The 24,482-nt window shown below is 60.2% G+C and carries 26 protein-coding genes, 1 tRNA gene and 1 pseudogene; 21 read left to right on the top strand and 7 right to left on the bottom strand.

Annotated features, from left to right (window positions below):
• Positions 1–47: 47 nt before the first annotated feature.
• A complete protein-coding gene (locus NAV32_RS02590) occupies positions 48–311 on the bottom strand; it encodes a DNA-binding protein (protein WP_256051244.1) in 264 nt (87 codons plus the stop codon).
• Positions 312–426: 115 nt separating this feature from the next.
• Here NAV32_RS02590 and NAV32_RS02585 point away from each other — a divergent pair.
• The 4 genes and pseudogenes from NAV32_RS02585 to NAV32_RS02575 all read left to right on the top strand — a co-directional run bounded on the left by NAV32_RS02585 (position 427) and on the right by NAV32_RS02575 (position 1,854).
• Positions 427–642 (top strand): annotated as a pseudogene (locus NAV32_RS02585) (DNA-binding protein).
• Positions 639–779: a helix-turn-helix domain-containing protein gene (locus NAV32_RS02580; protein WP_256051243.1), complete on the top strand. Its 141-nt coding sequence runs from the start codon at positions 639–641 to the stop codon at positions 777–779. Before NAV32_RS02585 ends, NAV32_RS02580 begins: the two are co-directional and overlap by 4 nt.
• Positions 780–947: 168 nt before the next feature.
• Positions 948–1,088 carry a lysogeny maintenance protein PflM gene (gene pflM, locus NAV32_RS17675; protein WP_423836411.1) on the top strand — a complete coding sequence of 47 codons (141 nt, stop codon included), beginning with the start codon at positions 948–950 and terminating at the stop codon, positions 1,086–1,088.
• Positions 1,078–1,854 carry a phage integrase gene (locus NAV32_RS02575; protein WP_256051242.1) on the top strand — a complete coding sequence of 259 codons (777 nt, stop codon included), beginning with the start codon at positions 1,078–1,080 and terminating at the stop codon, positions 1,852–1,854. The genes pflM and NAV32_RS02575 overlap by 11 nt, the downstream gene beginning before the upstream one ends.
• A 60-nt stretch (positions 1,855–1,914) precedes the next feature.
• Here NAV32_RS02575 and NAV32_RS02570 read toward each other — a convergent pair.
• Positions 1,915–2,004 (bottom strand) — tRNA-Ser (locus NAV32_RS02570).
• A gap of 253 nt (positions 2,005–2,257) precedes the next feature.
• Between NAV32_RS02570 and NAV32_RS02565 the strand changes: the two genes are divergently transcribed.
• From NAV32_RS02565 to NAV32_RS02555, 3 genes are all read left to right on the top strand, one after another.
• On the top strand, positions 2,258–2,947 hold the full coding sequence (locus tag NAV32_RS02565) for a crotonase/enoyl-CoA hydratase family protein (RefSeq protein WP_256051241.1): 690 nt from the start codon (positions 2,258–2,260) through the stop codon (positions 2,945–2,947).
• 124 nt (positions 2,948–3,071) lie between these two features.
• Positions 3,072–4,292: an aspartate aminotransferase family protein gene (locus NAV32_RS02560; protein WP_256051240.1), complete on the top strand. Its 1,221-nt coding sequence runs from the start codon at positions 3,072–3,074 to the stop codon at positions 4,290–4,292.
• Between the two features lie 57 nt (positions 4,293–4,349).
• On the top strand, positions 4,350–4,637 hold the full coding sequence (locus NAV32_RS02555) for a topoisomerase II (protein ID WP_256051239.1): 288 nt from the start codon (positions 4,350–4,352) through the stop codon (positions 4,635–4,637).
• 52 nt (positions 4,638–4,689) lie between these two features.
• Here the strand turns inward: NAV32_RS02555 and NAV32_RS02550 are convergent, their stop codons facing one another.
• Positions 4,690–5,046, bottom strand: a complete 357-nt coding sequence (locus NAV32_RS02550; protein ID WP_256051238.1) for a YgaP family membrane protein — start codon at positions 5,044–5,046, stop codon at positions 4,690–4,692.
• An 80-nt stretch (positions 5,047–5,126) separates the two neighbouring features.
• Positions 5,127–7,160: a S9 family peptidase gene (locus NAV32_RS02545; protein ID WP_272890116.1), complete on the bottom strand. Its 2,034-nt coding sequence runs from the start codon at positions 7,158–7,160 to the stop codon at positions 5,127–5,129.
• A gap of 441 nt (positions 7,161–7,601) precedes the next feature.
• Here NAV32_RS02545 and fadB point away from each other — a divergent pair, with 441 nt between their 5' ends.
• The 5 genes from fadB (at position 7,602) to NAV32_RS02520 (ending at position 14,797) form a co-directional block, all read left to right on the top strand.
• A complete protein-coding gene (gene fadB / locus NAV32_RS02540) occupies positions 7,602–9,749 on the top strand; it encodes a fatty acid oxidation complex subunit alpha FadB (RefSeq protein WP_256051236.1) in 2,148 nt (715 codons plus the stop codon).
• Positions 9,750–9,765: 16 nt separating this feature from the next.
• Positions 9,766–10,941 carry an acetyl-CoA C-acyltransferase FadA gene (gene fadA / locus NAV32_RS02535; RefSeq protein WP_256051235.1) on the top strand — a complete coding sequence of 392 codons (1,176 nt, stop codon included), beginning with the start codon at positions 9,766–9,768 and terminating at the stop codon, positions 10,939–10,941.
• An 80-nt stretch (positions 10,942–11,021) separates the two neighbouring features.
• The gene (locus NAV32_RS02530) at positions 11,022–11,255 is read left to right on the top strand and encodes a DUF1653 domain-containing protein (RefSeq protein ID WP_256051234.1); all 234 of its coding nucleotides are present in this window, start codon (positions 11,022–11,024) and stop codon (positions 11,253–11,255) included.
• A gap of 280 nt (positions 11,256–11,535) precedes the next feature.
• Positions 11,536–14,145, top strand: a complete 2,610-nt coding sequence (gene topA, locus NAV32_RS02525; protein ID WP_256051233.1) for a type I DNA topoisomerase — start codon at positions 11,536–11,538, stop codon at positions 14,143–14,145.
• Between the two features lie 133 nt (positions 14,146–14,278).
• Positions 14,279–14,797 (top strand): DUF6586 family protein, encoded by a 519-nt coding sequence (locus NAV32_RS02520; RefSeq protein WP_256051483.1) that lies wholly within the window; start codon positions 14,279–14,281, stop codon positions 14,795–14,797.
• 19 nt (positions 14,798–14,816) lie between these two features.
• Here NAV32_RS02520 and NAV32_RS02515 read toward each other — a convergent pair whose 3' ends face one another.
• Complete coding sequence (locus NAV32_RS02515) at positions 14,817–15,659, bottom strand: DMT family transporter (RefSeq protein WP_256051232.1); 843 nt, start codon at positions 15,657–15,659, stop codon at positions 14,817–14,819.
• A 219-nt stretch (positions 15,660–15,878) separates the two neighbouring features.
• Between NAV32_RS02515 and NAV32_RS02510 the strand changes: the two genes are divergently transcribed.
• Positions 15,879–16,112: a hypothetical protein gene (locus NAV32_RS02510; RefSeq protein ID WP_256051231.1), complete on the top strand. Its 234-nt coding sequence runs from the start codon at positions 15,879–15,881 to the stop codon at positions 16,110–16,112.
• Between the two features lie 76 nt (positions 16,113–16,188).
• Here NAV32_RS02510 and sulA read toward each other — a convergent pair whose 3' ends face one another.
• Together sulA and lexA are read right to left on the bottom strand one after the other, a co-directional pair.
• A complete protein-coding gene (gene sulA, locus NAV32_RS02505) occupies positions 16,189–16,665 on the bottom strand; it encodes an SOS-induced cell division inhibitor SulA (RefSeq protein WP_256051230.1) in 477 nt (158 codons plus the stop codon).
• A gap of 60 nt (positions 16,666–16,725) precedes the next feature.
• A complete protein-coding gene (gene lexA, locus NAV32_RS02500) occupies positions 16,726–17,334 on the bottom strand; it encodes a transcriptional repressor LexA (RefSeq protein WP_256051229.1) in 609 nt (202 codons plus the stop codon).
• Between the two features lie 188 nt (positions 17,335–17,522).
• On the opposite strand from lexA, the gene NAV32_RS02495 reads away from it, so the two are divergent.
• From NAV32_RS02495 to NAV32_RS02460, 8 genes are all read left to right on the top strand, one after another.
• Complete coding sequence (locus NAV32_RS02495; RefSeq protein ID WP_256051228.1) at positions 17,523–18,230, top strand: TetR/AcrR family transcriptional regulator; 708 nt, start codon at positions 17,523–17,525, stop codon at positions 18,228–18,230.
• 52 nt (positions 18,231–18,282) lie between these two features.
• Complete coding sequence (locus NAV32_RS02490; RefSeq protein ID WP_256051227.1) at positions 18,283–18,807, top strand: L,D-transpeptidase; 525 nt, start codon at positions 18,283–18,285, stop codon at positions 18,805–18,807.
• 15 nt (positions 18,808–18,822) lie between these two features.
• On the top strand, positions 18,823–19,821 hold the full coding sequence (nagZ, locus tag NAV32_RS02485) for a beta-N-acetylhexosaminidase (protein WP_256051226.1): 999 nt from the start codon (positions 18,823–18,825) through the stop codon (positions 19,819–19,821).
• Positions 19,822–19,834: 13 nt separating this feature from the next.
• Positions 19,835–20,569 carry an S-methyl-5'-thioinosine phosphorylase gene (locus NAV32_RS02480; protein WP_256051225.1) on the top strand — a complete coding sequence of 245 codons (735 nt, stop codon included), beginning with the start codon at positions 19,835–19,837 and terminating at the stop codon, positions 20,567–20,569.
• Positions 20,570–20,675: 106 nt separating this feature from the next.
• Entirely contained in the window at positions 20,676–21,173 is a 498-nt protein-coding gene (locus NAV32_RS02475; protein WP_256051224.1) for an LEA type 2 family protein, read from the top strand.
• Between the two features lie 7 nt (positions 21,174–21,180).
• Entirely contained in the window at positions 21,181–21,375 is a 195-nt protein-coding gene (locus NAV32_RS02470; protein ID WP_256051223.1) for an SEC-C metal-binding domain-containing protein, read from the top strand.
• A 7-nt stretch (positions 21,376–21,382) separates the two neighbouring features.
• Positions 21,383–21,841, top strand: coding sequence for a DUF2489 domain-containing protein (locus NAV32_RS02465; protein WP_256051222.1), 459 nt, complete (start codon positions 21,383–21,385; stop codon positions 21,839–21,841).
• Positions 21,842–21,911: 70 nt separating this feature from the next.
• On the top strand, positions 21,912–24,449 hold the full coding sequence (locus tag NAV32_RS02460; protein ID WP_256051221.1) for a penicillin acylase family protein: 2,538 nt from the start codon (positions 21,912–21,914) through the stop codon (positions 24,447–24,449).
• Positions 24,450–24,482 lie beyond the last annotated feature (33 nt).

The following is a 24,482-nucleotide window of genomic DNA, read 5'->3' as shown; positions in this document are numbered from 1 at the left end:
GAAAACGTCCTTGTATGAAAAAGTGGGATGCTGTTGGGTTTAATGTTCTATTTCTGTTGGCTTTGCTTTGCTTTGCTTTTTTCAGAATCAGGAGAGAGTTGTCCGCGTGCGGAGTCGGTTTCTCCTTTCCATAGCCAAAGCTCGTACTGAGGAAATGCCTTCAGCAACTCCTCCATATCCTCAATACGGGTCTTCACCTTCAAGTCTGTGGCCACTGTTTGCCACCGCCGCCGATTCTTGATCGCCGAAGCTTGGGCGAGGCGTGCCGGGCCGATGTACCGGACAAGCGTTCTTAAACGCTCTTCTATCATTCCCAAATGCTCTAAAAAGCACTGACGAAATATTCGTCTGTAGCATTTCGCTCAGTGACGAATTATTCGTCAATAAATTAATGCATAAATTGCCACGAATAGTGACGGAACGAGCATGGAACTGGAAGAGCTAGAGCCTTCAAAGCTGATCGCCCCACAGCAGGACGTGGAAGCCGTCGAGCCCCGGGCTGAGTGAAACGGCCTGTCCTTCGACACGGCCCGCGCCTGGGTCTACCGGGGCGTAATCCCCATCGTAAAGCTCGGTAAGCGCCGCATGATTAACAGTGCGCTGCTGCGTAGCTGGCTGCTGGAGCAGGAGTGGACCGCATGAATCCTCCTATCTATACGCAAGTCGCCTTCGCCGCTCTGGCCGGTGTGCCCGTGGAAACGGTTGCGAACTGGGTCAGGACCGGCGCCGTCGAGAGCGTGAAGCTGGGCAATACCCGCCTGGTGCGTTTTCCGGGGTGAACCAATGAGCCGCACAGACCAGCAATTCAAGCTGCGTATGCTGCACTCCGCGCCCAGGACGAGCGGTCCGCCTGGGCTGCACGGCGCTCCCTGAACGCCGAAATCGTCATCCGCCTGGAGTCGTCCTTCGCCCAGGTTGCCCAGCACCAATGAACAGGAGCGCTCCGTATGATCCGCGTCGTAAATGGAAGGCCAGGGGGGCGACCTATGCAGAAGCCGAACTATCAACGCATGCCCCCCGCATCGGATTGCGCTTGCGCTGTCTGCTGGTCCGGGCGCGAAATGGTCAAACCCGCTCTTGGCAGATAGCAAGCGTTTAAAAGCTGTCCTGGCTCGTCTCGCTGCTGATCTTGGCGATCCGGTGGCTACTAAGTTCACCAGTAACCAGTTCTGTGAGATCCGGCGCGTCCAGCTTGAAGCTGGCGTTCATGGCAAGTCGCTAAATAATCGCCTTGGCTACCTGAAAGCGGTTTTCAATGAGCTGCATCGCCTGGGTGATATCGACTATCCGAATCCGCTGGCCAATGTGCGCCCGTTGCGTTTGCAGGAGCGACCGATTTGTTTCTTATCTCAGCCTCAGATTGCCGAACTGCTCGATGCGCTTGATGCGCGTACGACTACGCCGGGTATCGGTCTGGTGGCGCGTGTCTGTCTGGCGACTGGGGGTCGATGGGGTGAGGCTCAAGCGTTGTCGCCTGAAAGGGTACGCAATGGTGCGGTGACCTTCGCTAATACAAAGTCCCGGAAAATCCGGACGATCCCGATTTGCCCGGATTTGGAAAAGGAGCTGCACGCGCATTATCGGCGGCATGGGCTTTTCAGTAACTGCATGATGACTTTTAGCCGGGTTCTCGAAACTACGTCCATCAGGTTGCCACCTGGGCAAGCTACACACGTGTTGCGACACATCTTCGCGAGTCACTTCGTGATACGTGGCGGGAACATCCTGACCTTGCAGAAAATCCTTGGGCATTCCTCGCTGGCTATGACCATGCGCTATTCGCACCTGTCGCCGGATCATCTGCAGGATGCTTTACGGCTAAACCCGCTTTTCGACAGTTCTTCGACACTTTAAAAAAGGGAAAACAAAAATCCCCGAAAACTTCAATGTTTTCAGGGCTTTAAGTTTCGAAAGTGGCGGTGAGGGTGGGATTCGAACCCACGATACGATTTCTCGTATACACACTTTCCAGGCGTGCTCCTTCAACCGCTCGGACACCTCACCGGATCTCGACGGGCGTGCTGTCCGTCGAGGCGCGCTAATGTAGCGGAACACTTTCCAGTTGGCAAAAGTTTTTTGGTTTTTCATGCGCTTAAGTGGTTATTGGTGCGGCGGTGGCGGAAGCAGGAGCGTATTTTTCAGCGCCGTTTGGGTGAAAGTGCTCAGCACATCTGTGACTTGCCAGTCAGTCACGGCGCTTTACGTGACCGGGTGTGCTGGGTAACGTCGGCCCACTTCTATAGCAAGGAATCGACTCATGAGCGATCTGGTTGCCTACCAACTTGAAGGCGGCATCGCCACGCTGACGCTGAACAACGGCAAGGTCAATGCGCTGTCTCCGGCGGTTTTCGAGGCGCTTAACACGGCTCTGGATCGTGCCGAGCAGGATCGTGCCGTGGTGATCCTCACGGGGCAGCCAGGCATTCTATCCGGCGGTTACGACCTCAAAGTGATGACCTCCAGCCCCGAGAACGCCATGGCGCTGGTGGCCACGGGCTCCACGCTGTCACGCCGGATGCTCGCGCATCCATTCCCGATCATCGTGGCCTGCCCAGGCCACGCCATCGCCAAGGGTGCCTTCCTGCTGCTGTCGGCTGATTACCGCATCGGTGTCGAAGGCGCATTCAACATTGGTCTAAACGAAGTGCTGATCGGCATGACCATGCACCACGCCGGCATCGAGCTGGCGCGTGATCGCCTGCGCAAGTCGGCGTTCCATCGCTCGGTGATTAACGGTGAGATGTTCGACCCGCAGGGCGCGCTGGATGCAGGCTTCCTCGATAAGGTGGTTGCCCCAGAGGAATTGATGTCGGCGGCGCGGGCGACAGCCGCGCAGCTGCAGAAGATCAACATGACTGCGCACAAGAACACCAAGCGCAAGGTGCGCAAGGCCCTGCTGGAAACCCTGGACCAGGCCATTGCGCTGGACCAGCAGCATTTCGGCTGAGCTGGAAGAGAATTTTCCGGTCGACGCTCATTCCGGCCATTCCTGCGTTTAAACTGCGATCGAAACGCCCCGCCACTGTGGGGCGTTTCATTTCCCATTCGTGATGCATCGCAGGAGAGTCCTGATGTCCGCCCCGCACACCCCGGTAGAACGTTCCGATTTCGACCAGGTCATTGTCCCCACTTTCGCTCCAGCCGCCTTCATTCCGGTGCGTGGCCAGGGTTCGCGAGTATGGGATCAGAGCGGACGAGAACTGATCGACCTCACCGGCGGCATCGCCGTGAACGTGCTCGGGCACGCCCACCCTGCGCTGGTGCAGGCGCTCACCGAGCAGGCCGGCAAGCTGTGGCATATCTCCAATATCTTCACCAACGAGCCGGCGCTGCGTCTGGCGAAAAAGCTGGTGGAGGCAACCTTTGCCGACCGCGCGTTTTTCTGCAACTCGGGCGCCGAGGCCAACGAGGCGGCATTCAAGCTGGCGCGTCGTTATGCTCACGACACCTTTGGCCCTGAGAAGTACGAGATCATTTCGGCGGTCAACAGCTTCCATGGCCGCACCCTGTTCACCGTCACGGTCGGTGGTCAGCCGAAGTATTCCGATGGCTTCGGTCCGAAGATCGAAGGCATCAAGCATGTCCCCTACAACGATCTTGAGGCGCTGAAGGCTGCCATCTCCGATAAGACCTGCGCCGTGGTGCTGGAGCCGATCCAGGGCGAAAGCGGTGTGTTGCCGGCTGAGCAGGCTTATCTGGAAGGCGCGCGCAAATTGTGCGATGAACACGACGCCTTGCTGATCTTCGACGAGGTGCAGACCGGCATGGGCCGTACTGGCAAGCTTTTCGCCTATATGCATTACGGTGTGTTGCCGGACATTCTGACCAATGCCAAGAGCCTCGGCGGCGGCTTCCCGATCGGGCTGATGCTCGCGACCGACAAGGTTGCCCAGCATTTCAGCCTCGGTACCCATGGCACCACATTCGGCGGCAATCCGCTGGCTTGCGCGGTGGCGGAGGCAGTAGTCGATATCGTCAATACGCCTGAAGTGCTGCAGGGCGTTCGAGATCGGCATGAGCGGTTGAAAGCCGGCCTGCTGGAGCTGGGAGCGCGCTACGGCGTATTCAGTCAGGTTCGCGGGATGGGGCTGCTGATCGGCTGCGTACTCAATGAGGCTTGGAAGGGTCGCGCGCGAGAGATCTTCGACGCTGCCGAGCAGGAGGCGCTGATGCTGCTGCAGGCAGGTCCCGATGTGATTCGTCTGGCGCCAAGCCTGGTGATCGAAGAAGCGGATATCGCCGAAGGGCTGGCGCGTTTCGAGCGTGCCCTGGCGAAGCTGACCCAGGCCTGATTTTTCCTTCGCGGGGCGGTTGTGCCGGCCCGCATTTCCCAGACAGAGAGAACCGATATGAGCGATAGCCTGCAACTGATCCTTGAAGACGTGGATGGCACCCAGCTGGAGACTTCCTGCACGCGTTTCGCCGTGATGTGGCAGGGGCGCGAAGTGTGGATACAGCAGGTCGGCAACAATCAACTGATGATTGGCGTCGACGTCGAGGATGGCGACACCGAATACGCCAATCTGCTGCTTCGCCCGCTGGCGACCAACCTGGTCAGCCTTGAGCTGGAAATGGAGCCGATGGAAGCGGGCGACGAAGAGCACGTGCACGGCCCTGATTGTGGCCACAATCACTGATTGACGATTCAGCGGCGGCTGCCCTGATGGCGCAGCCGTCGTGCAATATCCCTCAAACGCCTGCTGGCGGATTGTTCAGCGAGTCGTTACCGGTCACAGTCGCCGTGCCCGTTGCAGCCTGGGCGTTGGTTTTGAGCTGCTGCTCGTCGGGCTCGCGATGGAGTGGCATGCTGCACGAGCTGCCTTCGGCCATTGTCGTATGTTCGTTCAGCTCACAGAGCACCCGCTTGGCCTCGCAATGGCCGCTGATGCCCCGCGCCAGCGCCATGCCGCCCATGGCCAGTTGCACGATTCCACCCAGGCCGCCGCGGCCAAGGCCCTTGCCCATGAAATAAAGCCCGCCTGCAATGGAAGCTGCACGCTCCCAGCCATGCACGTTGGGGGTCGTCTGCGAAGAGTTTCTTTTCATGATGCTCGCTCCAGCTGGATGGTCTGAATGGATGACTGTCGCAGCTCTGGAGCGTTCCAGCCGCAGGTCGGATGTGTACCTCAGGCCTTTGCGAGGCCGAACACCTTCAGTACGAAAGCGTATTCCAGCGCAGCATCCTTGAGCGCCTGATAGCGGCCACTCATGCCCCCATGGCCAGCGCCGAACTCAGTCTTTAGCAGCAGCAGGTGATCATCGGTCTTGCTGGCGCGAAGCCTGGCGACCCATTTTGCCGCTTCCCAGTACTGGACCCGGCTGTCGTTATAGCCGGCGACAGCCAGGATTGCCGGATAGGCCTGCGCCTGGATGTTCTCGTAGGGCGCATAGGCCTTGATCCGGGCGTACACATCCGGCTCATTGGGGTTGCCCCACTCATCGTACTCGGTGACCGTCAACGGCAGGTCTTCATCAAGCATGGTGTTCAGCACATCGACGAAAGGCACCTCGGCGATGGCGGCGCCGAACAACTCCGGGCGCATGTTCAGTACCGCACCGATCAACAGGCCACCGGCACTTCCGCCACTGATCGCCAGTTGCGCTGGCGAGGTATAGCCGTCGGCGATCAACTTTTGCGCGCAGGCAATAAAGTCGTTGAAGGTGTTGGTCTTGTGTTCCAGTTTGCCGGCGCGATACCAGGCTTCGCCCAGGTCGCCACCGCCGCGCACGTGTGCGATGGCGAAGATGAATCCACGCTCAAGCAGTGATAGTCGCGCGTGGGAGAACCAGGGGTCGAGACTGTGGCCGTAGGCGCCGTAGCCGTAAAGGTAGAGCGGCGCGGCTTTGCCGAAATTCTCGCGTCGGCCTACCAGGCTGATCGGTATCTGGGTGCCGTCCGCTGCGCTGGCCCAGATGCGCCTGCTTTCGTAGGCATCAGCGTCGAAGGGACCTTCCACCGGGGTTTCCTTCAGGACCTTTTGCTCGCCATCGGCAAGTTGCAGCTGACGAATCTGCGCGGGGCGGTTGAGCGCTTCGTAGCGCAGGCGAATCACCGCGCCCTCGAACTCCAGGGTGTTTTGCACATGCAGGCTGTAGGCGGCGTCTGGCAGTTGCAGTCGATAGGGAACGCCGCCCTGTGGTCGTACTTCGATGACGGGCAGACCAGCCTCACGCAGGCTGAGGGTAAGTGCGCTGGCGTTCAGGCTGATGTCTTCAAGCATCACGTCGCCTCGGTGCGCGATCAGCTCCTTCCAGCTTTCACGCTGTGGAGTGTTTTCCGCTGCCAGGTACAGGGCGAAGTTGATACCGGCCTGGTTGCTGCGCACGAACCAGCACCACTGGCCATCCTGCAGGCCGTGGTCGGGGTAGTACTCGTGATTTTCCTCGCGCGGGGCGAGGCATCTCCAGCGGCCTTCGGGTTCGTCGGCTGGCAGCACCCAGGCTTCGCTGGTGGTCTTGCTGTTGGACAGGATCACCAGCTGACGCTCGGAGCTGGCGCGGTAGCAATGCACGAAGTAACGGCCATCAGGGTCGTGGTAGACCTCGCGGCAGCCTTCGTCGCCCAAACGGTGACGATGAATTTTGTGTGGCCTGTGGGTGTCGTCTAGCTCGCCAAAGAACAGCGTCTGGTTGTCGTTGGCCCAGACCATGCTGCCGTCGCAATTGTCGAAGGGCAGGGCGGTGACTTCGCCGCTGGCCAGGTCCTTGACGAACAGTCGGTAGATTTCATCACCCTGGGTGTCGAGGCTGTAGGCCAGCTTGCGGTGATCCTGACTGATACTGAAGGCGCCCAGCGACAGAAAGCCTCCGCCGGCCAGCGCGTTGGGGTCGAGCAGCAGTTGTTCGGCAGTTTCGTCTACGCTGAACGAGCCGTCGGCAGGACGCGGGCAGCGGTAGTGGCGGGGGTACTCGTCGCCTGCGGTGGTGCGCTGATAATAAAGCCACGGCCCCCAAGGGGAGGGCAGTGACAAGTCGGTTTCGCGGATGCGGCCCCTGATTTCCTGGAACAGCACGTCGCGCAGCTCGGCCTGGTCGAGCAACTGCTCTTCCAGGTAAGCGTTTTCCGCCTTCAGGTAATCGAGTACCTCCGGTGCGTCGCGGTTCTCCAGCCACTTGTACGGATCCTGGCCATGATCGGCGCGGGCAATGGGTGTGGGCATGGGCAACTCCTGGCGAGACGGTGGCTGTTGAGCCGGCGGAAATGATTCGGGCTGCGCAGTGTACAAGGCGCTTGTGCAATTGTGAGGGTAGGAGAGCGCCGGGGTTCAGCGGGGGTGCTTGAGTTTGGCGGTTGTTTGCGTAGCAAGGCTTCGCGATGAAGCCCTGCATGTGATTTGCTGAGCGTGCAACCAGAGATTCCAGATAAACAGGCAGGTTGGTCCGGGCACTCACACTGCAGCCTGTGATTGACAAGATGTCGCTTTTCCATGAAGGTGTGTCCACCCAATCAAACGGGCGTATGAATCGAGCGTTTGCCATGCAAATGCCGTCTACCCTGATTATCGTGTCGGTGGGTGTCGGTTCATCGGATTCGATGACGGTCATGAAGACCGACGACGTGCGACACGTAACGTTCAGCTTCCATACCTGGAGATCAGTTGATGATTTACGAAGGTAAAGCCATCACGGTTAAGGCTCTTGAAAGTGGCATCGTCGAATTGAATTTCGACCTCAAGGGTGAGTCCGTCAACAAGTTCAATCGCCTCACCCTCAGCGACCTGCGCCAGGCCGTCGACGCCATCAAGGCCGACGCTTCGGTCAAGGGCGTCATCGTCACCAGCGGCAAGGACGTATTCATCGTCGGTGCCGATATCACCGAGTTCGTCGGCAACTTCAAGCTTCCGGACGAGGAGCTGGTCGCCGGCAATCTCGAAGCCAACAAGATCTTCAGCGATTTCGAAGACCTGGGCGTGCCTACCGTGGTCGCCATCAACGGTATCGCCCTGGGTGGCGGTTTCGAAATGTGCCTGGCGGCTGATTATCGCGTCATGTCCACTGCTGCCAAGGTCGGCCTGCCGGAAGTCAAGCTGGGCATCTACCCGGGCTTCGGCGGCACCGTTCGCCTGCCACGCCTGATCGGTGTCGACAATGCCGTTGAGTGGATTGCTTCCGGCAAGGAGAACCGCGCCGAAGACGCGCTGAAAGTACATGCCGTCGATGCTGTAGTCGCACCTGAGAAACTGCAGGAAGCGGCATTGGATCTGGTCAAGCGCGCCATTTCCGGCGAGTTGGACTACAAGGCCAAGCGCCAGCCGAAACTGGAGAAGCTCAAGCTCAACGCCATCGAGCAGATGATGTCGTTCGAGACCTCCAAGGCCTTCGTGGCCGGCCAGGCAGGACCGAACTACCCGGCGCCGGTCGAGGCGATCAAGACCATTCAGAAAGCCGCCAACTTTGGGCGTGACAAGGCCATCGAGGTCGAGGCTGCCGGTTTCGTCAAGCTGGCCAAGACCTCGGTCGCTGAAAGCCTGGTCGGTTTGTTCCTCAGCGACCAGGAACTGAAGAAGAAGGCCAAGGCCTATGACAAGCAGGCCCGTGACGTGAAACTGGCTGCCGTGCTCGGCGCCGGCATCATGGGTGGCGGTATCGCCTATCAGTCGGCTGTCAAAGGCACGCCGATCCTGATGAAGGATATCCGCGAGGAAGGCATCCAGATGGGCCTGAACGAGGCCTCCAAGCTGCTTGGCAAACGTGTGGAGAAGGGTCGTCTGACCCCGGAGAAGATGGCCGAGGCGCTCAACGCCATCCGTCCCACCACGTCCTACGGCGATTTTGGCAACGTCGATATCGTTGTCGAAGCCGTGGTCGAGAATCCGAAGATCAAACAGGCAGTACTGGCTGAAGTGGAAGGACTGGTGAAGGACGATGCGATCATCGCCTCCAACACGTCCACCATCTCCATCAGCCTGCTGGCCCAGGCGCTCAAGCGTCCGGAAAACTTCTGCGGCATGCACTTCTTCAACCCGGTGCACATGATGCCGCTGGTGGAAGTGATCCGTGGCGAGAAGACCAGCGAAACCGCCATCGCCACCACTGTCGCCTACGCCAAGAAGATGGGCAAGAGCCCTGTCGTGGTTAACGACTGCCCTGGCTTCCTGGTCAACCGTGTGCTGTTCCCGTACTTCGGCGGCTTCGCTCGCCTGGTCAGTGCTGGCGTTGATTTCGTGCGCATCGACAAGGTGATGGAGAAGTTCGGCTGGCCTATGGGTCCGGCCTATCTGATGGATGTGGTCGGTATGGACACCGGCCACCATGGTCGTGACGTGATGGCCGAAGGTTATCCTGATCGCATGAAGGACGAGCGTCGTACTGCCGTCGACGCGCTGTACGAGGCTGATCGTCTGGGTCAGAAGAACGGCAAGGGCTTCTACAGCTACGAGACCGACAAGCGCGGCAAGCCGGCCAAGGTGGTCGACGAGAGTGTCAAGGCAGTACTGGCGCCGATCGTCTACGAGCAGCGCGAAGTCACCGACGAGGACATCATCAACTTTATGATGATCCCGCTGTGCCTGGAAACCGTTCGCTGCCTGGAAGACAACATTGTCGAAACTGCCGCCGAAGCCGACATGGGCTTGATCTACGGTATCGGTTTCCCACCCTTCCGCGGTGGTGCACTGCGCTACATCGATTCGATCGGTGTCGCCGAGTTTGTGGCACTGGCCGACAAGTATGCCGACCTGGGTCCGCTGTACCACCCGACTGCGAAGCTGCGTGAGATGGCTGCCAGCGGCCAGCGCTTCTACGGTTAATCGAGGAATAGAGATAATGAGCCTTAATCCGAGAGACGTCGTCATTGTCGACTTCGGCCGTACCCCGATGGGTCGTTCCAAGGGCGGCATGCACCGCAACACCCGCGCTGAGACCATGTCCGCGCAACTGATCGATGGTGTGCTCGCGCGCAACCCGAAGATCAATCCGGCTGAAGTCGAAGATGTGATCTGGGGCTGCGTCAACCAGACCCTGGAACAGGGCTGGAACATTGCCCGCATGGCTTCGCTGCTGACCCGCATCCCGCATACCAGCGCGGCGCAGACTGTCAGCCGTCTGTGCGGCTCGTCCATGAGCGCACTGCATACTGCTGCCCAGGCGATCATGACCGGCAACGGTGATGTATTCGTCATCGGGGGTGTCGAGCACATGGGTCACGTCAGCATGATGCATGGCGTCGACCCGAACCCGCAGTTGTCGCTGTACGCCGCCAAGGCGTCCGGGATGATGGGCCTGACCGCCGAAATGCTCGGCAAGATGCATGGCATCACCCGCGAACAGCAGGATGCCTTCGGTGAGCGTTCGCACCGCCTGGCGCATCAGGCCACCGTCGAAGGCCTGTTCAAGGATGAGATCATCCCGATGCAGGGTCATGACGAGAACGGCTTCCTCAAGGTTTTCGACTACGACGAAACCATTCGTCCGGAAACCACGCTGGAAAGCCTGGCCAACCTCAAGCCTGCCTTCAACCCCAAGGGCGGCACCGTGACTGCGGGTACGTCCTCGCAGATCACCGATGGCGCGTCCTGCATGATCGTGATGAGCGCGCAGCGGGCCAAGGATCTTGGCATTGAGCCGCTGGCAGTAATCCGTTCCATGGCGTTGGCGGGTGTCGATCCGGCGATCATGGGCTATGGTCCAGTACCGGCCACGCAGAAAGCGCTTAAACGCGCCGGCCTGACCATGGACGACATCAGCCACGTCGAACTGAACGAGGCCTTCGCGGCACAGGCGCTGCCGGTGCTCAAGGACCTCAAACTGCTCGACAAGATGGACGAGAAGGTCAATCTGCACGGAGGCGCTATCGCGCTGGGCCATCCGTTTGGTTGCTCCGGGGCACGTATCTCCGGCACTCTCCTGAACGTCATGAAGCAGAAGGGCGGTACGCTTGGCGTTTCCACGATGTGTATCGGGTTGGGCCAGGGTATCACCACCGTGTTCGAGCGCGTCTAAGCTGTTCGAGCAAGGAAGAACCGGGGCCTTGTGCCCCGGTTTTTATTTGCAGGGCTACATGTTTTTTCAGAGGCAGCGAGATGCAGATCACCCCAGGGCGTTACCGACATTACAAGGGCCCCGAGTACCGGGTATTCGCAGTGGCCCAGCATTCGGAAACGGAAGAGTTCATGGTGTTCTATCAGGCGCTGTATGGGGACTTCGGGCTTTGGGTCCGACCGCTTTCGATGTTCACCGAAGCAGTCGAAGTCGATGGCGAGACACTACCTCGCTTCGCGCTGATCGAAGAAGAATCCAGCCTTTTTGGCGGCTGAACTTGCCGGTGGGTGTGCCCCTTGCGCTTGACCTCGGCTCGCTCGCCACTATATATAGCGGTGCTTTCGGGGTAGAGCGAAGGCGATGCTGCCCGAATTGGCTTGATGCAAGACTCGCTGGACAGCCAGGCTGCCAGCGGATGATGAATATCTTCGGGGCATGGAATGCTCTGTGTGGCGCTTGAAAAACGCTGCGTCGCTTCTTTCCGACAGTGCGAAATTTCGACACTGCGGAGCAAATCTTCTCAGTTCACCTCTCGATTCAGGAACTCTCCTCTCCATGGGTAAATCGCTGGTCATCGTGGAATCACCGGCCAAGGCCAAGACAATCAACAAGTACCTGGGCAACCAGTACGTGGTGAAATCGAGTATCGGCCACATCCGCGACCTTCCCACCAGCGGTTCTGCCTCCCGCGAGCCGGTCAAGCGTGGCAAGGCCGCAGCTGCCGAAGCGCCTGCGTTGTCGCCCAAGGAGAAGGCCAAGCGCCAGCTCTTCACCCGCATGGGTGTCGATCCGGAACACGGCTGGAAGGCCAAGTACGAGATCCTGCCGGGCAAGGAGAAGGTGATCGAGGAATTGCGTCGCCTGGCCAAGGAAGCCGACACCATCTATCTCGCGACCGACTTGGATAGAGAGGGGGAGGCCATTGCTTGGCACTTGCGCGAGTCCATCGGCGGTGATGACAGCCGCTTCAAGCGCGTGGTGTTCAACGAAATCACCAAGAAGGCGATTCAGGAAGCCTTCTCCAAGCCGGGCGAGCTGGACATCAACCGCGTCAACGCGCAGCAGGCGCGGCGTTTCCTCGACCGCGTGGTGGGCTACATGGTTTCGCCGCTGCTGTGGTCGAAGATTGCCCGTGGCCTCTCGGCTGGGCGCGTTCAATCAGTGGCGGTGAAGCTGGTAGTCGAGCGCGAGCGGGAAATCCGTGCCTTCGTTCCGGAAGAATACTGGGAAGTTCACGCCGACCTGGCCACGGCTGACAAGGCCAAGGTTCGCTTCGAGGTTGCACGGGAAAATGGTCAGGCGTTCAAGCCGCTGAACGAAAGCCATGCCATGGCTGCGCTGGAGCAATTGCAGGGTGCGAGCTACAGCGTCAGCAAGCGCGAAGACAAGCCGACCAGCAGCAAGCCGTCCGCGCCTTTTATCACTTCGACCCTGCAGCAGGCGGCGAGCAATCGCCTCGGCTTTGGCGTGAAGAAGACCATGATGATGGCGCAGCGTCTGTATGAGGCCGGCTACATCACCTACATGCGTACCGACTCCACCAACCTCTCGGCCGATGCCGTCGAAATGGTGCGCGGTTTCATCCAGGACGAGTTCGGCGACAAGTACCTGCCGGAGAAGCCCAACGCCTACTCCAGCAAGGAAGGCGCGCAGGAAGCGCACGAAGCCATCCGCCCGTCCGACGTCAATCTGCGCCCGACACAGCTTGCAGGGATGGAGCGCGATGCTGAGCGTCTCTATGACCTGATCTGGCGCCAGTTTGTCGCCTGCCAGATGCCGCCGGCACAGTACCTGTCTACCAGTGTCACGGTGGCGGCAGGCAACTTCGAGCTGCGTGCCAAGGGCCGCATCCTCAAGTTCGACGGTTACACCAAGGTCATGCCGCAGCAGAGCAAGAGCGGCGAGGACGATGTGCTACCTGACATGAACAAGGGTGATGCCATGGCATTGCTCAAGCTCGATCCAAGCCAGCACTTCACCAAGCCGCCAGCGCGCTTTTCTGAAGCGAGTCTGGTCAAGGAAATGGAAAAGCGCGGTATTGGCCGCCCGTCCACCTATGCGGCGATCATTTCCACCATTCAGGATCGCGGCTACGTGTCTTTGCACAACCGCCGTTTCTACTCCGAAAAGATGGGCGACATCGTCACCGAGCGTCTGTCCGAGAGCTTCAACAACCTGATGGACTACGGCTTCACCGCCGGCATGGAAGAGCACCTCGATGACGTCGCACAGGGTGAGCGCGAGTGGAAGCACGTGCTGGACGAGTTCTACGGTGACTTCAAGAAAAAACTCGAAATCGCCGAGTCAGGTGAAAATGGCATGCGTGCCAATCAGCCGACCCTGACCGATATTCCCTGCAAAACCTGTGGCCGGCCCATGATGATCCGCACGGCCTCCACCGGCGTGTTCCTTGGCTGCTCCGGCTACAGCCTGCCGCCGAAAGAGCGTTGCAAGTCCACAGTCAACCTGATTCCCGGCGACGAGATCGCCGCCGATGACGAAGGCGAGTCCGAATCGCTGGTATTGCTTGGCAAGCGGCGTTGCTCGATCTGCAGCACGGCAATGGACGCCTACCTACTGGACGAGACGCACAAACTGCATATCTGCGGCAACAACCCCGACTGCACCGGCTACGAGATCGAAGAAGGTCAGTACCGCATCAAGGGCTACGAAGGGCCGAGCCTGGAATGCGACAAGTGCGGCAGCGAAATGCAGCTCAAGACAGGCCGTTTCGGCAAGTTCTTCGGCTGCACCAATGCCGAGTGCAAGAACACCCGCAAGCTGCTCAAGAGTGGCGAGGCGGCGCCGCCGAAGATGGATGCGGTGAAGATGCCCGAGCTCAAGTGCGAGAAGGTTGACGACACCTACGTGCTGCGCGACGGTGCCTCGGGGTTGTTCCTGGCCGCGAGCCAGTTTCCTAAGAATCGCGAAACCCGCGCGCCGCTGGTGCTGGAACTGATCCCGCACAAGGAAGAGATCGATCCCAAATACCACTTCCTGCTGGATGCGCCGAAGAAGGACCCGGAAGGTCGCCCTGCGGTCATCCGCTTCAGTCGAAAGACCAAGGAGCAGTATGTGCAGACCGAGGTAAACGGCAAACCGACGGGCTGGAAGGCATTCTTCGACGGCGGCAAGTGGAAGGTTGAGGACAAAAGTACCAAATAGGTAAAAGTGCCAGAAGCTGCAGGCTAAAGGAGAAGCGGCCTGCAGTCTTCATGGTCCGGCGCTGACCTCTGCGTCGCATACATTTCTTCAGGCTTGAAGACTGATCTTGAAGCTGACCCACGAGACCGCCGCCATGGCTCACGAGCGATATACCCGAACCAATCAGAAGCTCTACTTTGCCGGACTGGCTCTGGACAACTGGCGGCAGGCCGAGAAGCAGGGTGGGGTGAACTCGTCGGGTCTCATCCAGGCCGAGCGCGAGGCCAGTCTTTTTCATCTTTACGGGGCGCTGCTCGGACTTTGTCACGAGATCACCGGCTACTACCGCTTGCCAGGCGCCAATGCGCCCCGAGTCGAGCTGTTGTTGATGCGCTCGCCTGAGGATACGCCGGCTTGCCCGGAGCTGGCCGAGCTTATGGAGCTCGTTGGGCAGCCTGGGTCCTGGGTGGCGGATTTGCTGGCTGCGTATGCCGCCTTGTTCGAGCCGCCCCGTGAACCGGTCAAGCCCAAGACCGATCCGCGTATGCCGTTGATCGAGGCGGTTGGCGTGGGCGATGAGGTACCGCCACTGTCGCTTGCGGATGTGCAAGGCTGGCGAGAGCAGCTGAAAATCCTGGCACTGCGCTACCGCGAAGCGCTTAGTGAATGGTAATGCGATAGCTTTTCGGGTCTCAGGAAGCGCTTGGTCTTGCCCGCAACACCAGTACGATGCCGCCGAGAATCGCCAGGCCAGTGATCAGCAGCCTGCTGGTCAGTGCCTCGCCCAGCATCAAGCTTCCTGCCAGAACGGTCAGCAGTGGCACGCTTAGCTGAATGCTGGCGGCCTGAGTTGCCGCCAGGCGCGGCAGCACGGCATACCAGAGGGCATAGCCGACGCCCGAGGTGAAACCACCGGACAACAGTGCATAGATCACCCCCGCCAGGTCCCATTCCAACGCTGGCAATGTCACCAGACACAACACCGCCGCCATAGGTACTGCACGGGCGAAATTGCCGGCAGTTGCCGCCAGCGGATCAATGGTGCTGCGGCCCAGCAGCGAATAGGCCCCCCAGGCCGCTCCCGACAGAATCATCAACAGCGCGGCAGTCAGCGCAGGAGCATCGGCGTCCGGTAATAGCAGGCCGATCAACCCGGCCAGTGCCAGGGCTGATCCCAATGTCTGCATGGGCGAGAGCCGCTCGCCCCTGAAACCCCCCCAGGCGATCATGCTCAACTGCACTGCCGCGAACAGCAGAAGCGCCCCGGCGCCTGCATCGAGCTGCACGTAGGCCCAGGAAAAGGCGGCTGCGTAGAGAAAGAGTGCAAAAGCGCCTGCCCAGCTGCCAGCGCGTGCAGAATGGCTTTTTCGTAAACGCAGCAGCAGCCAAAGGACCAGTGCGCCGGCCAGCAGGCGCAGCGCGGTGAAGCTGGCTGGGTCGATACTCGTGTCACGCAGTGCGACGCGGCACAGCAGCGAATTGCCGGCGAAGGCGAGCATGGCTAGCGTGATCAACAGCAGAGTGCGGGCGGTCATGCGCGCAAATTCCCTTTGTGAAAGCACCGCCCGAGTGGCGGCGCTTTGCGGTGTGGTCTGCATGCTAGCGCAGTCATGCTGCAACGTACCTCCAATACCGACGCTGCAGCCATTTTTGAATCTGCACCTGCGAGCACCACTGGCCGGTTCGATCCCCCCAAGGGCTGCCTCTGGGGCGGTCGGCTGTTACAATGCGCGCCTTTCACGGGGAGCAGATTCATGCCAACGTCTTTTCTGGAAATCGTCGAGCTACCCGACGGCAGCATAGTGTTGCGTCGTGCCGAGGACGAGGGAGTGCTGGTCACGCTGGATTTTTCCGAGGACGCGAAAGTGTTTCTGCAAGGGCAGCATGTCGAGATCGCCAAGGCGATGTTCACTGTAGGTGTGCAGATGGCCGGGCAGATGGTAGAGGGAGAGTTCGCGCAGGAAGAGGTTGCGCACGTGCTGCATTGATTGCAGCGGTACGAGAGTGATTGTGGGAGAAGGGCGGAAATACTTCAGGGGAAGGCACATCCGTGTGCCGCGAACGTCAGTTACCCAGACGTATGTTCAGGCTTTGCGCGCGACCAAGCTCAGCGGCGGCACGCAGCTTCAACCGGCTTGCCCGGTCGAGGCGCGTAAACCAAGTGATCACCGTGTGGCTACAGCCTGACATCAGCGCCTTGCAGGCCAGCTCCAGTGCATTCTCGCAGGCAGGCAACAGCAGAATACGGTCACGGTTGAGGCTGCTTTCCCGCAGCCAGTTCTGGGAAAGTGATGCCGGTGGTGCGATGAGTGTCAGCCAGCGGGTATCTGCAGCTTCGCTGAGCTCACGCAGGATGGGTGCAAGCAGCAGGCGGCAGTGGTCATGGCTGCCACTCAGGGTCATTTCGCTCAGACAATCATCGTTCGTTCGAGTCGGCGTCCGAGTGATATCCGCAAAGGGCGTCATGCGGTGGGCGATAAGCCCTTCGAACAGGGAAAGTTGGGGTGGTTTTCCGGCGGTGGGTTGGGGTTGATACTGCATGAACCTCTCCTTTGCAGGTCGCTGAAACAACCTGCGCTGCCTTACTTTTTCATCGGTGTGCTAGCGTCGGATGACGCCGACACTCAAGCCTTCGATAACCAGTTCCTGCTGCTCAAGATTGACTTCGATAGGGGCGAACTCGGGGTTTTCCGCCAGTAGCCAGACCTTTTTTCCTTCGCGCTTGAAGCGCTTGACCGTTACTTCGTCATCAATGCGTGCCACGACGATCTGGCCGTTCCGTGCTTCACGGGTGGTGTGGACGGCCAGCAGGTCGCCATCGAAGATGCCGACGTCCTTCATGCTCATGCCATGTACACGCAGCAGATAATCCGCGCTGGGGTGAAAGAAGGAAGGGCTGATTTGGCAGGACGCTTCGATATGCTGCTGAGCCAGGATCGGCGCACCGGCGGCAACACGACCGATGATCGGCAGGCCGCTTTCTTCAGCTGCGGGTTCAAAACCGGGAATACGTATCCCGCGTGACGCGCCGGGCGTCATTTCGATAGCGCCTTTGCGAGCCAGCGCCTTGAGATGCTCTTCGGCGGCGTTGGGCGATTTGAAGCCCAGTTCCTGAGCAATCTCCGCCCGCGTCGGCGGGTAGCCGTGCTCTTCCAGGCAGCGCTTGATGAAGGCAAGGATTTCCGACTGGCGTGGGGTCAGCTTGATCATGGCGGTCTCTGTTCTTTTATACAGTGACTGGGATTATATACAGTGCAGGTGGCTTGGCAATCGTTGTTTCGTGCAGTAGCAGGTCGCCTCGGGAGTGAGTCTGTTGCGTATGATGGCGTATGGTCGCGGTTGACTTGGTCGCGTATGAAACGTAAGTTTCAAACAGATGTTTGTCGTTTGGAGGGGGCATGGCGCAGTCGGAAACAGTGGAGCGGATTCTTGATGCAGCGGAACAGCTGTTTGCAGAGAAAGGTTTCGCCGAGACTTCGCTTCGCCTGATTACCAGCAAGGCTGGCGTCAACCTGGCGGCAGTCAACTATCACTTCGGCTCGAAGAAGGCGCTTATCCAGGCCGTCTTCTCACGTTTCCTCGGTCCTTTCTGCGTCAGTCTCGAGCGTGAGCTGGACAGGCGCGAAGCTCAGTCCGACCGCAAGGAAAGTCTCGAAGAGCTACTGGAGATACTCGTTGACCAGGCGCTGGCAGTGAAGCCGCGAAGTGGCGATGACCTGTCGATCTTCATGCGTCTGCTCGGTTTGTCGTTCAGCCAGAGCCAGGGGCACTTGCGCCGCTATCTGGACGACATGTACGGCAAGGTGTTCCGCCGCTACATGCTGCGGGTGCACGAGGCGGCACCTTCGATACCACCGATCGAGCTCTTCTGGCGCGTGCACTTCATGCTGGGTGCGGCGGCGTTCAGTATGTCCGGTATCAAGGCATTGCGCGCCATCGCCGAAAATGACTTCGGGGCGAGGACGTCCATCGAGCAGGTCATGCGGATGATGGTTCCGTTTCTGGCAGCGGGCATGCGTGCCGACTCGGGCGTGGCTGATTCGACCCTGGCCCAGGCGTATCCCATCGGGCGGCGCAATGCCCTGGCGATGACCCCCAAGGGCTAGCTCGTAATAGCCCTGGATGCGCGATCACCGATTGCCCGGTAAGCTGGCGAGCATGTCCGATCTCGATCAGCTGCATATATCCATCGCCGACCAGATGCTCTACGGCTTTAGCGCCGGCAGACTGCGCATTCGCTTGCCCGTATCCACCGCGCTGAATGGCCCCGGGGAGCGCAACGGCTCCGGCTGTACGCCCCGCGGACAGCATCGGGTGCGTGCGCGGATCGGTGAAGGACTGCCGGTTGGCGCCGTGCTGCGTGGACGGCGCTGGACCGGCGAGGTCTGGAGCCCCGAACTGCACGCGCAGTTTCCGGGCCGCGACTGGATTCTGACCCGCATTCTCTGGCTCAGTGGTTGCGAGCCTGGCTACAACCGCATGGGCTCAGTCGATACTTTTCGCCGCTATATCTATCTGCACGGCACACCCGATTCGGAACCCATGGGCGTACCGCTTTCCCATGGCTGCATCAGGCTGCGCAATGCCGACCTGCTTGATCTTTTTTCTCTTGTGCCGGCTGGTTGTGCGGTGCTGATAGAGGAAGAAGCCTGTCCGCACTGGTCCGGCACCACACTGAATTAAGGATTCACTTTCACTATGCAAGGTTCATTGATGCTGGACATCGCCGGCACCTGGCTGACTGCCGAGGATCGCCATCTGTTGCGCCAGCCGGAAGTCGGCGGACTGATTCTGTTTGCCCGCAATATCGACAATCCCCGACAGGTGCTGGAGCTGTGCCGGTCGATTCGTGCGATACGGCCCGATCTGCTGTTGGCTGTCGATCAGGAAGGTGGTCGGGTGCAGCGGCTGCGGCGCGATTTCGTCCGTTTGCCGGCGATGCGCGAGTTCACCCGGCGCGGCGATGCGCTGCAACTGGCTGAAACCTGTGGCTGGGTCATGGCCACCGAAGTTCGGGCGGTGGGGCTGGATATCAGCTTTGCGCCAGTGCTGGATCTGGATCATCAGCGTAGCGCTGTGGTTGGCACGCGGGCCTTCGAGGGTGATCCGCTGCGCGCCGCCGATCTGGCCGGGGCCTTCATGAAGGGTATGCGCGAGGCGGGAATGGCTGCCACGGGCAAGCACTTTCCGGGGCACGGATGGGCCGAGGCTGACTCCCATGTGGCGATCCCGGTGGACGAACGCAGCCTCGATCAGTTGCGCGAAGCTGATTTGCTCCCGTTCCAGCGGTTGAGTCGCGAGCTCGATGCCGTCATGCCGGCCCATGTCATCTATCCGAGCGTCGATACGCAACCGGCAGGTTTTTCGCGGCGTTGGCTGCAGGACATCTTGCGTGGCGAGCTGGGTTTTCGCGGGGTTATCTTCAGCGACGACCTGTCCATGGCCGGTGCTCATGTGGCGGGCGATGCGGGCGAGCGTATTCGGGCTGCACTCGCGGCGGGTTGCGACATGGGGCTGGTGTGCAATGACCGGGCTGCTGCCGAGTTGGCGTTGGTCGCCCTGCAACAGTTGAAGGTGACGCCTTCGGAACGCCTGGGCAGAATGCGCGGGCGCTTCGATGTGACGCCCGAATACAAGCAAAATCCTCGCTGGCGTGCGTCCATTGCTGCGCTGAAAGCCGCAGAACTGATCGACTGAGAAGGAAGGCTCCATGACTGTTCATGCCATCATCGGCGGCACCGGGCTGACCGAGTTGAGCGGCTTCGTCCTGCAGGAAAGGCTGCTCATGCAGACACCTTACGGACCGCAATCGGCGGAGATCCTGCGGGGTGAATACGCCGGGCGCGAGGTGCTGTTTCTCGCTCGCCACGGCCATCCGCACCGGCTACCGCCGCATCAGATCAACTATCGCGCCAACCTCTGGGCGCTGAAGCAGGCCGGCGCTCAGGCGATCATCGCGGTGAATGCGGTCGGTGGTATCCACCCGGCAATGGGCAGCGGCCATCTGTGTGTGGCGCATCAGATCATCGATTACACCCATGGCCGAGAACATACCTTCTTCGAGGGCGACATCGAGCATGTCACCCATGTCGATTTCAGTTATCCCTATGACGAAGCGCTGCGCCAGCGCCTGATTGCCGCTCTGATGGCCGCGGGATACTCCTTCAGCAGTCATGGCGTGTATGGCTGTACCCAGGGGCCGCGACTGGAAACGGTGGCCGAGATCACGCGAATGGAACGCGACGGTTGTGACATCGTCGGCATGACCGGCATGCCGGAAGCCGTGCTGGCGCGTGAACTCGAACTGCCTTATGCGTGTCTGGCGTTAGTGGTCAACCCGGCAGCGGGCAAGGGTGCCAGCATCATCACCATGGCCGAGATCGAAGCTGCACTGGTCGAAGGTATCGTCAAGGTGCGAGCTGTGCTGGCGCGTGTATTGGCCTGATAAAAACCTGTCAGCAAGGTGTAACGCGGGTGTGCGAAATTCGTGCGCCAGCCCGTTGCAGACGGTTTGACGCTTGCTACACTTGGCCGTCCTTTGGAGTACCGGAATGCTTTGCCAGGAACGCACTATAAAAATACTTAGAACGATGGCGTTACTTAGCCTTCTGACCGGTCTGTCGGGTTGTTCGACCTGGCTGGGCAGCGATTTCGAGAACCCGCAAGTCCAGTTGGCCAAGGTCGAGATCATCAAGGCGCGCTTGCTGGAGCAGCAGTTCATGCTGCGTTTCCGCATCGACAATCCCAACGATCACAGCCTGCCTGTGCGCGGCCTGCGCTATAACGTTCACCTCAATGACGTCCAGTTGGCCAGTGGCGAATCCAGCGGCTGGCTGACCGTGCCGGCGAACAGCTTCGACTATTACGAAGTTCCGGTGTACACCAACCTATGGCGGCATATGAAGTACATCGTGCGCTTGTTGGAAAAGCCCGATCGGCCCATCGCCTATCGTCTGGACGGCGAGCTGAAAATCGGCCTGTTGATGGGACGGAAGGTGCACATTTCAACCAATGGCGAGATAATCCCCGGCACCTTTATTCCGGAGTAGCGACTCGATGAATCACGAACCTCATGTACATGGTCCCGACTGCGATCACGATCATCAGCATGATCATGGCCACGGGCATGTTCATGGCCCGCACTGCAACCACAGCCATGATCCGGTGCGCAATCCGCTGAAGGATGTCGGTCGCAACGACCCCTGCCCATGCGGTAGCGAAAAGAAATTCAAGAAATGCCACGGAGCCTGAGCCGCCGATGACGCCGCTCGCGATTGTCCTGTCAATCCTCGCCCTGCTGCTGATTGCGGCGATGGCTGGCTACGCGCTGTATCTGTGGCGCAGGGTTTGGCGTCACGAACAGCAGCAGGCAGCGCAGCAGGCTCGACAGCATGCCGAGCTTGCGGCGGACCTGCGGATTCTGGCCAGCAGCCTGCTTGATGAACAGCTCCCCCTGATCGAAGGGGCGATCCGCATCAAGGTATTGCTCGACAACTACGATGCGAACCTGAGCCAGGACCCCCACTGCGAGGTGTTCCAGGCGTTGTACGAAGCAACCGCGCAGGTGCCGACCCACGCCGCCTGGAAGGCTCTGGACAAAGCTGAGCGTCGCCGTCATGAAGCGCATTTCAGCGCTCTTGAACTGCAGCACAAGGCTGCTGCACGTCGTTCGGCACGCTGGCTGCTGGACGAAGCACTGGCCCGGCGCGCCGCCTGAGTCGGCTACCTCAGCCTTTCCCTCTATCCTGAATGTTGTCCCTGTTGCGCTCAGCTCAAAGGAGCCGTCGATGTCACTGCGTCTGCCATTTCATCTGGTTCGCCTGATTTTCGGCGCCACTGCCGCTGTCGTCAGTCTGACGGGCTGTCAGGCCTATCTGGACAGCCGCTACAGCGACAGCCTGCCGCCCAAGCAGGGCGTACAGCCGCTGACCGGGCTGGCCGAGCGCGTCAGTATCCGGCGCAACGCCCTGGGTATGCCGCTGATCGAAACCAGCACCTTCCACGACGCGCTGTTCGGCCTGGGCTACATACATGCCACCGACCGCCTGAGTCAGATGGTCAGCCTGCGCCTGATGGCCCAGGGACGGCTGGCCGAGATGGCCGGGCCGGGCGTGCTGGAGATCGACCGTTTCATGCGTGCGGTCAATCTGCGCAAGAGTGCCGAACTGCTCTACCGCGACAGCTCGCCACGTATGAAGCGCTTCTTCGAGGTCTATGCGCGTGGCGTCAACGCCTACCTGTACAGGCATCGCAACAAGCTGCCGATGGATCTGGCCGCTACCGATTACACGCCCGAATACTGGAAGCCCGAGGATTCGGTGCTGGTGTTCTGCCTGTTGAACTTCGGTCTGGCGGTTAACCTGCAGGAGGAAATCGCCGCCCTGATACTGGCCCAGCGCGTCGGCAGCGACAACCTCGCCTGGCTGCTGCCGACCTATCCCGATGAGCCGCTGCCTTTCGAGGAGGCGGCCAAGCTCGAAGGCTTGCAACTGAGCGGACAGATTCCCGGCCTGGCCGAGCTCGACCGTGCCGCTGCGCAGGTCGCCGGGTTGAACATGCTGGGTGTGGCGGCCTCCAACAACTGGGCCATTTCCGGAAGCCGCACGCGCAGCGGCAAGCCGCTGATGGCCAACGACACCCATCTGCCGCTGTCGATGCCCTCATACTGGAATTTCGTGCAGATCCGCTCGCCAAAATTCAATGCGGCAGGGGTCACGGTCGCGGGTGTTCCGGCGGTGGTGGCCGGCTTCAACGGCAAGCTTGGATGGGGCATGACCATGGTCATGGGCGACAATCAGGACCTGTTTCTGGAAAAGGTCCGGCGCGAGAACGGGCGCCTGCAGTATCTGGCCGATGGCAAGTGGGTAGCGGCACGCGAGCGCCACGAGACATTCATCATCAAGGGCCAGCGCCCCGTTCGCGAGACGATCTACGAGACGCGCAACGGGCCGCTGCTTAACAGCGTGCTGGGCGAGCGCAAGCATCCGTTGCAGCCCCAGCAACTGAGCAGTGGCTATGGGCTGGCGCTGAAGACTACCCAGCTGGAAGCGGACAAGTCGCTCGATGCCTTCTTCGACCTGACGCGGGCGAAAAATGTCGATGAAGCCTTCGAGGCCACCCGCGATATCCGCGCCATGGCGCTGAACATGGTGTTTGCCGACGAGCAGGGCATCGGCTGGCAGGTTACCGGGCGTTATCCCAATCGCCGTGGTGGCCTGGGGCTGTTGCCATCGCCGGGCTGGGACGGGTTATACGACTGGGATGGTTTTGCCGACCCCATGCTGCATCCCTACGATCAGGACCCGACACAAGGCTGGCTGGGCACCGCCAACCAGCGCACGGTGCCGCGAGGTTACGGTATGCAGCTGTCCAATTCCTGGTACTACCCCGAGCGTGCCGAGCGCATGGCCGAGCTGGCCGGGCAGGGGCGTCATGACACCGCCAGCATGATCGCCATGCAGTACGACCGCAAAACCCCGTTCGCTGCCAAACTGGCCGCCATGTTCGAGGGGCCGTCCATGGGCGAACCCTTGCAGCAGGCAATCGCGGCGTTGCCGGCCAGCGAGCGCGACAAGGCCCACATGGCGCTGTCGCGGCTGCTGAAATTTAATGGTGTGATGGACGCGGCATCCGCCGATGCCGCGCTTTATTCGGCCTTCCTCCACGAAAGTGCCCGGCTGACCTTCCTGGATGAACTCGGTCCGGACGACAGCCCTGCCTGGCAGGCGCTGGTGCAGACCGCCAACGCCTCCTATTCTGCACAGGCCGATCATCTGCTTGGACGTGACGACAGTCCCTATTGGGATGATGTGACCACGCTGCAGAAAGAGGACAAGCCGACCATTCTGGCGCGTAGCCTGGCGGCGGCAGTTGATCACCTGAGCACAAAACTGGGCGGCGACAGCAGTGCCTGGCAGTGGGGCAAGTTGCACCGCTACACCTGGGCTACCGGCACCACCCAGTTGGCGCCCTATATGCCGGCCAGCAAGCGCAGCGGCATCAATGCCATCCGCGACTACCTGGATCGCGGCCCCTATCCAGCGGGCGGCGATCACAGCACGCTGAATGTTTCTGCCTACCGCTGGGGACAGGATTTCGATACCTGGCTGATTCCGGCCATGCGCATCGTTGTCGATTTCGGGCGTGACGAGCCGCTGATCGGCCTGAACAGTTCGGGGCAGTCCGGCAACCCGGCCAGCCCGCATTATGCCGATGGTATCGAGGCGTGGATGAAGGGCCGCTACATGAGCTTCCCGTTCAAGGCACAGAACATCGACAAGGTGTACGGCAACCAGCGTCTGTGGCTGGTACCTGAGAAACGCTGAAAGCCGTTTGGCTGGCGTAGGGTGGAAAACGCC

It is taken from the genome of Stutzerimonas stutzeri (assembly GCF_024448695.1).
Classification (GTDB): Bacteria; Pseudomonadota; Gammaproteobacteria; order Pseudomonadales; family Pseudomonadaceae; genus Stutzerimonas; species Stutzerimonas stutzeri_T.
This window is presented reverse-complemented; position numbering and strand designations above follow the sequence as displayed.

What these genes read in the sequence shown, in the direction of transcription:
- NAV32_RS02480 (WP_256051225.1), top strand. Translation starts at nt 19,835, where the DNA reads ATGACTGTTCATGCCATCATCGGCGGCACCGGGCTGACCGAGTTGAGC.
- NAV32_RS02590 (WP_256051244.1), bottom strand. Translation starts at nt 311, where the DNA reads ATGATAGAAGAGCGTTTAAGAACGCTTGTCCGGTACATCGGCCCGGCA.
- NAV32_RS02580 (WP_256051243.1), top strand. Translation starts at nt 639, where the DNA reads ATGAATCCTCCTATCTATACGCAAGTCGCCTTCGCCGCTCTGGCCGGT.
- NAV32_RS02545 (WP_272890116.1), bottom strand. Translation starts at nt 7,160, where the DNA reads ATGCCCACACCCATTGCCCGCGCCGATCATGGCCAGGATCCGTACAAG.
- NAV32_RS02555 (WP_256051239.1), top strand. Translation starts at nt 4,350, where the DNA reads ATGAGCGATAGCCTGCAACTGATCCTTGAAGACGTGGATGGCACCCAG.
- NAV32_RS02560 (WP_256051240.1), top strand. Translation starts at nt 3,072, where the DNA reads ATGTCCGCCCCGCACACCCCGGTAGAACGTTCCGATTTCGACCAGGTC.
- NAV32_RS02530 (WP_256051234.1), top strand. Translation starts at nt 11,022, where the DNA reads ATGCAGATCACCCCAGGGCGTTACCGACATTACAAGGGCCCCGAGTAC.
- NAV32_RS02515 (WP_256051232.1), bottom strand. Translation starts at nt 15,659, where the DNA reads ATGACCGCCCGCACTCTGCTGTTGATCACGCTAGCCATGCTCGCCTTC.
- NAV32_RS02510 (WP_256051231.1), top strand. Translation starts at nt 15,879, where the DNA reads ATGCCAACGTCTTTTCTGGAAATCGTCGAGCTACCCGACGGCAGCATA.
- fadB (WP_256051236.1), top strand. Translation starts at nt 7,602, where the DNA reads ATGATTTACGAAGGTAAAGCCATCACGGTTAAGGCTCTTGAAAGTGGC.
- pflM (WP_423836411.1), top strand. Translation starts at nt 948, where the DNA reads ATGATCCGCGTCGTAAATGGAAGGCCAGGGGGGCGACCTATGCAGAAG.
- topA (WP_256051233.1), top strand. Translation starts at nt 11,536, where the DNA reads ATGGGTAAATCGCTGGTCATCGTGGAATCACCGGCCAAGGCCAAGACA.
- NAV32_RS02490 (WP_256051227.1), top strand. Translation starts at nt 18,283, where the DNA reads ATGTCCGATCTCGATCAGCTGCATATATCCATCGCCGACCAGATGCTC.
- NAV32_RS02475 (WP_256051224.1), top strand. Translation starts at nt 20,676, where the DNA reads ATGCTTTGCCAGGAACGCACTATAAAAATACTTAGAACGATGGCGTTA.
- nagZ (WP_256051226.1), top strand. Translation starts at nt 18,823, where the DNA reads ATGCAAGGTTCATTGATGCTGGACATCGCCGGCACCTGGCTGACTGCC.
- NAV32_RS02565 (WP_256051241.1), top strand. Translation starts at nt 2,258, where the DNA reads ATGAGCGATCTGGTTGCCTACCAACTTGAAGGCGGCATCGCCACGCTG.
- NAV32_RS02470 (WP_256051223.1), top strand. Translation starts at nt 21,181, where the DNA reads ATGAATCACGAACCTCATGTACATGGTCCCGACTGCGATCACGATCAT.
- sulA (WP_256051230.1), bottom strand. Translation starts at nt 16,665, where the DNA reads ATGCAGTATCAACCCCAACCCACCGCCGGAAAACCACCCCAACTTTCC.
- NAV32_RS02495 (WP_256051228.1), top strand. Translation starts at nt 17,523, where the DNA reads ATGGCGCAGTCGGAAACAGTGGAGCGGATTCTTGATGCAGCGGAACAG.
- NAV32_RS02460 (WP_256051221.1), top strand. Translation starts at nt 21,912, where the DNA reads ATGTCACTGCGTCTGCCATTTCATCTGGTTCGCCTGATTTTCGGCGCC.
- NAV32_RS02550 (WP_256051238.1), bottom strand. Translation starts at nt 5,046, where the DNA reads ATGAAAAGAAACTCTTCGCAGACGACCCCCAACGTGCATGGCTGGGAG.
- lexA (WP_256051229.1), bottom strand. Translation starts at nt 17,334, where the DNA reads ATGATCAAGCTGACCCCACGCCAGTCGGAAATCCTTGCCTTCATCAAG.
- fadA (WP_256051235.1), top strand. Translation starts at nt 9,766, where the DNA reads ATGAGCCTTAATCCGAGAGACGTCGTCATTGTCGACTTCGGCCGTACC.
- NAV32_RS02465 (WP_256051222.1), top strand. Translation starts at nt 21,383, where the DNA reads ATGACGCCGCTCGCGATTGTCCTGTCAATCCTCGCCCTGCTGCTGATT.
- NAV32_RS02520 (WP_256051483.1), top strand. Translation starts at nt 14,279, where the DNA reads ATGGCTCACGAGCGATATACCCGAACCAATCAGAAGCTCTACTTTGCC.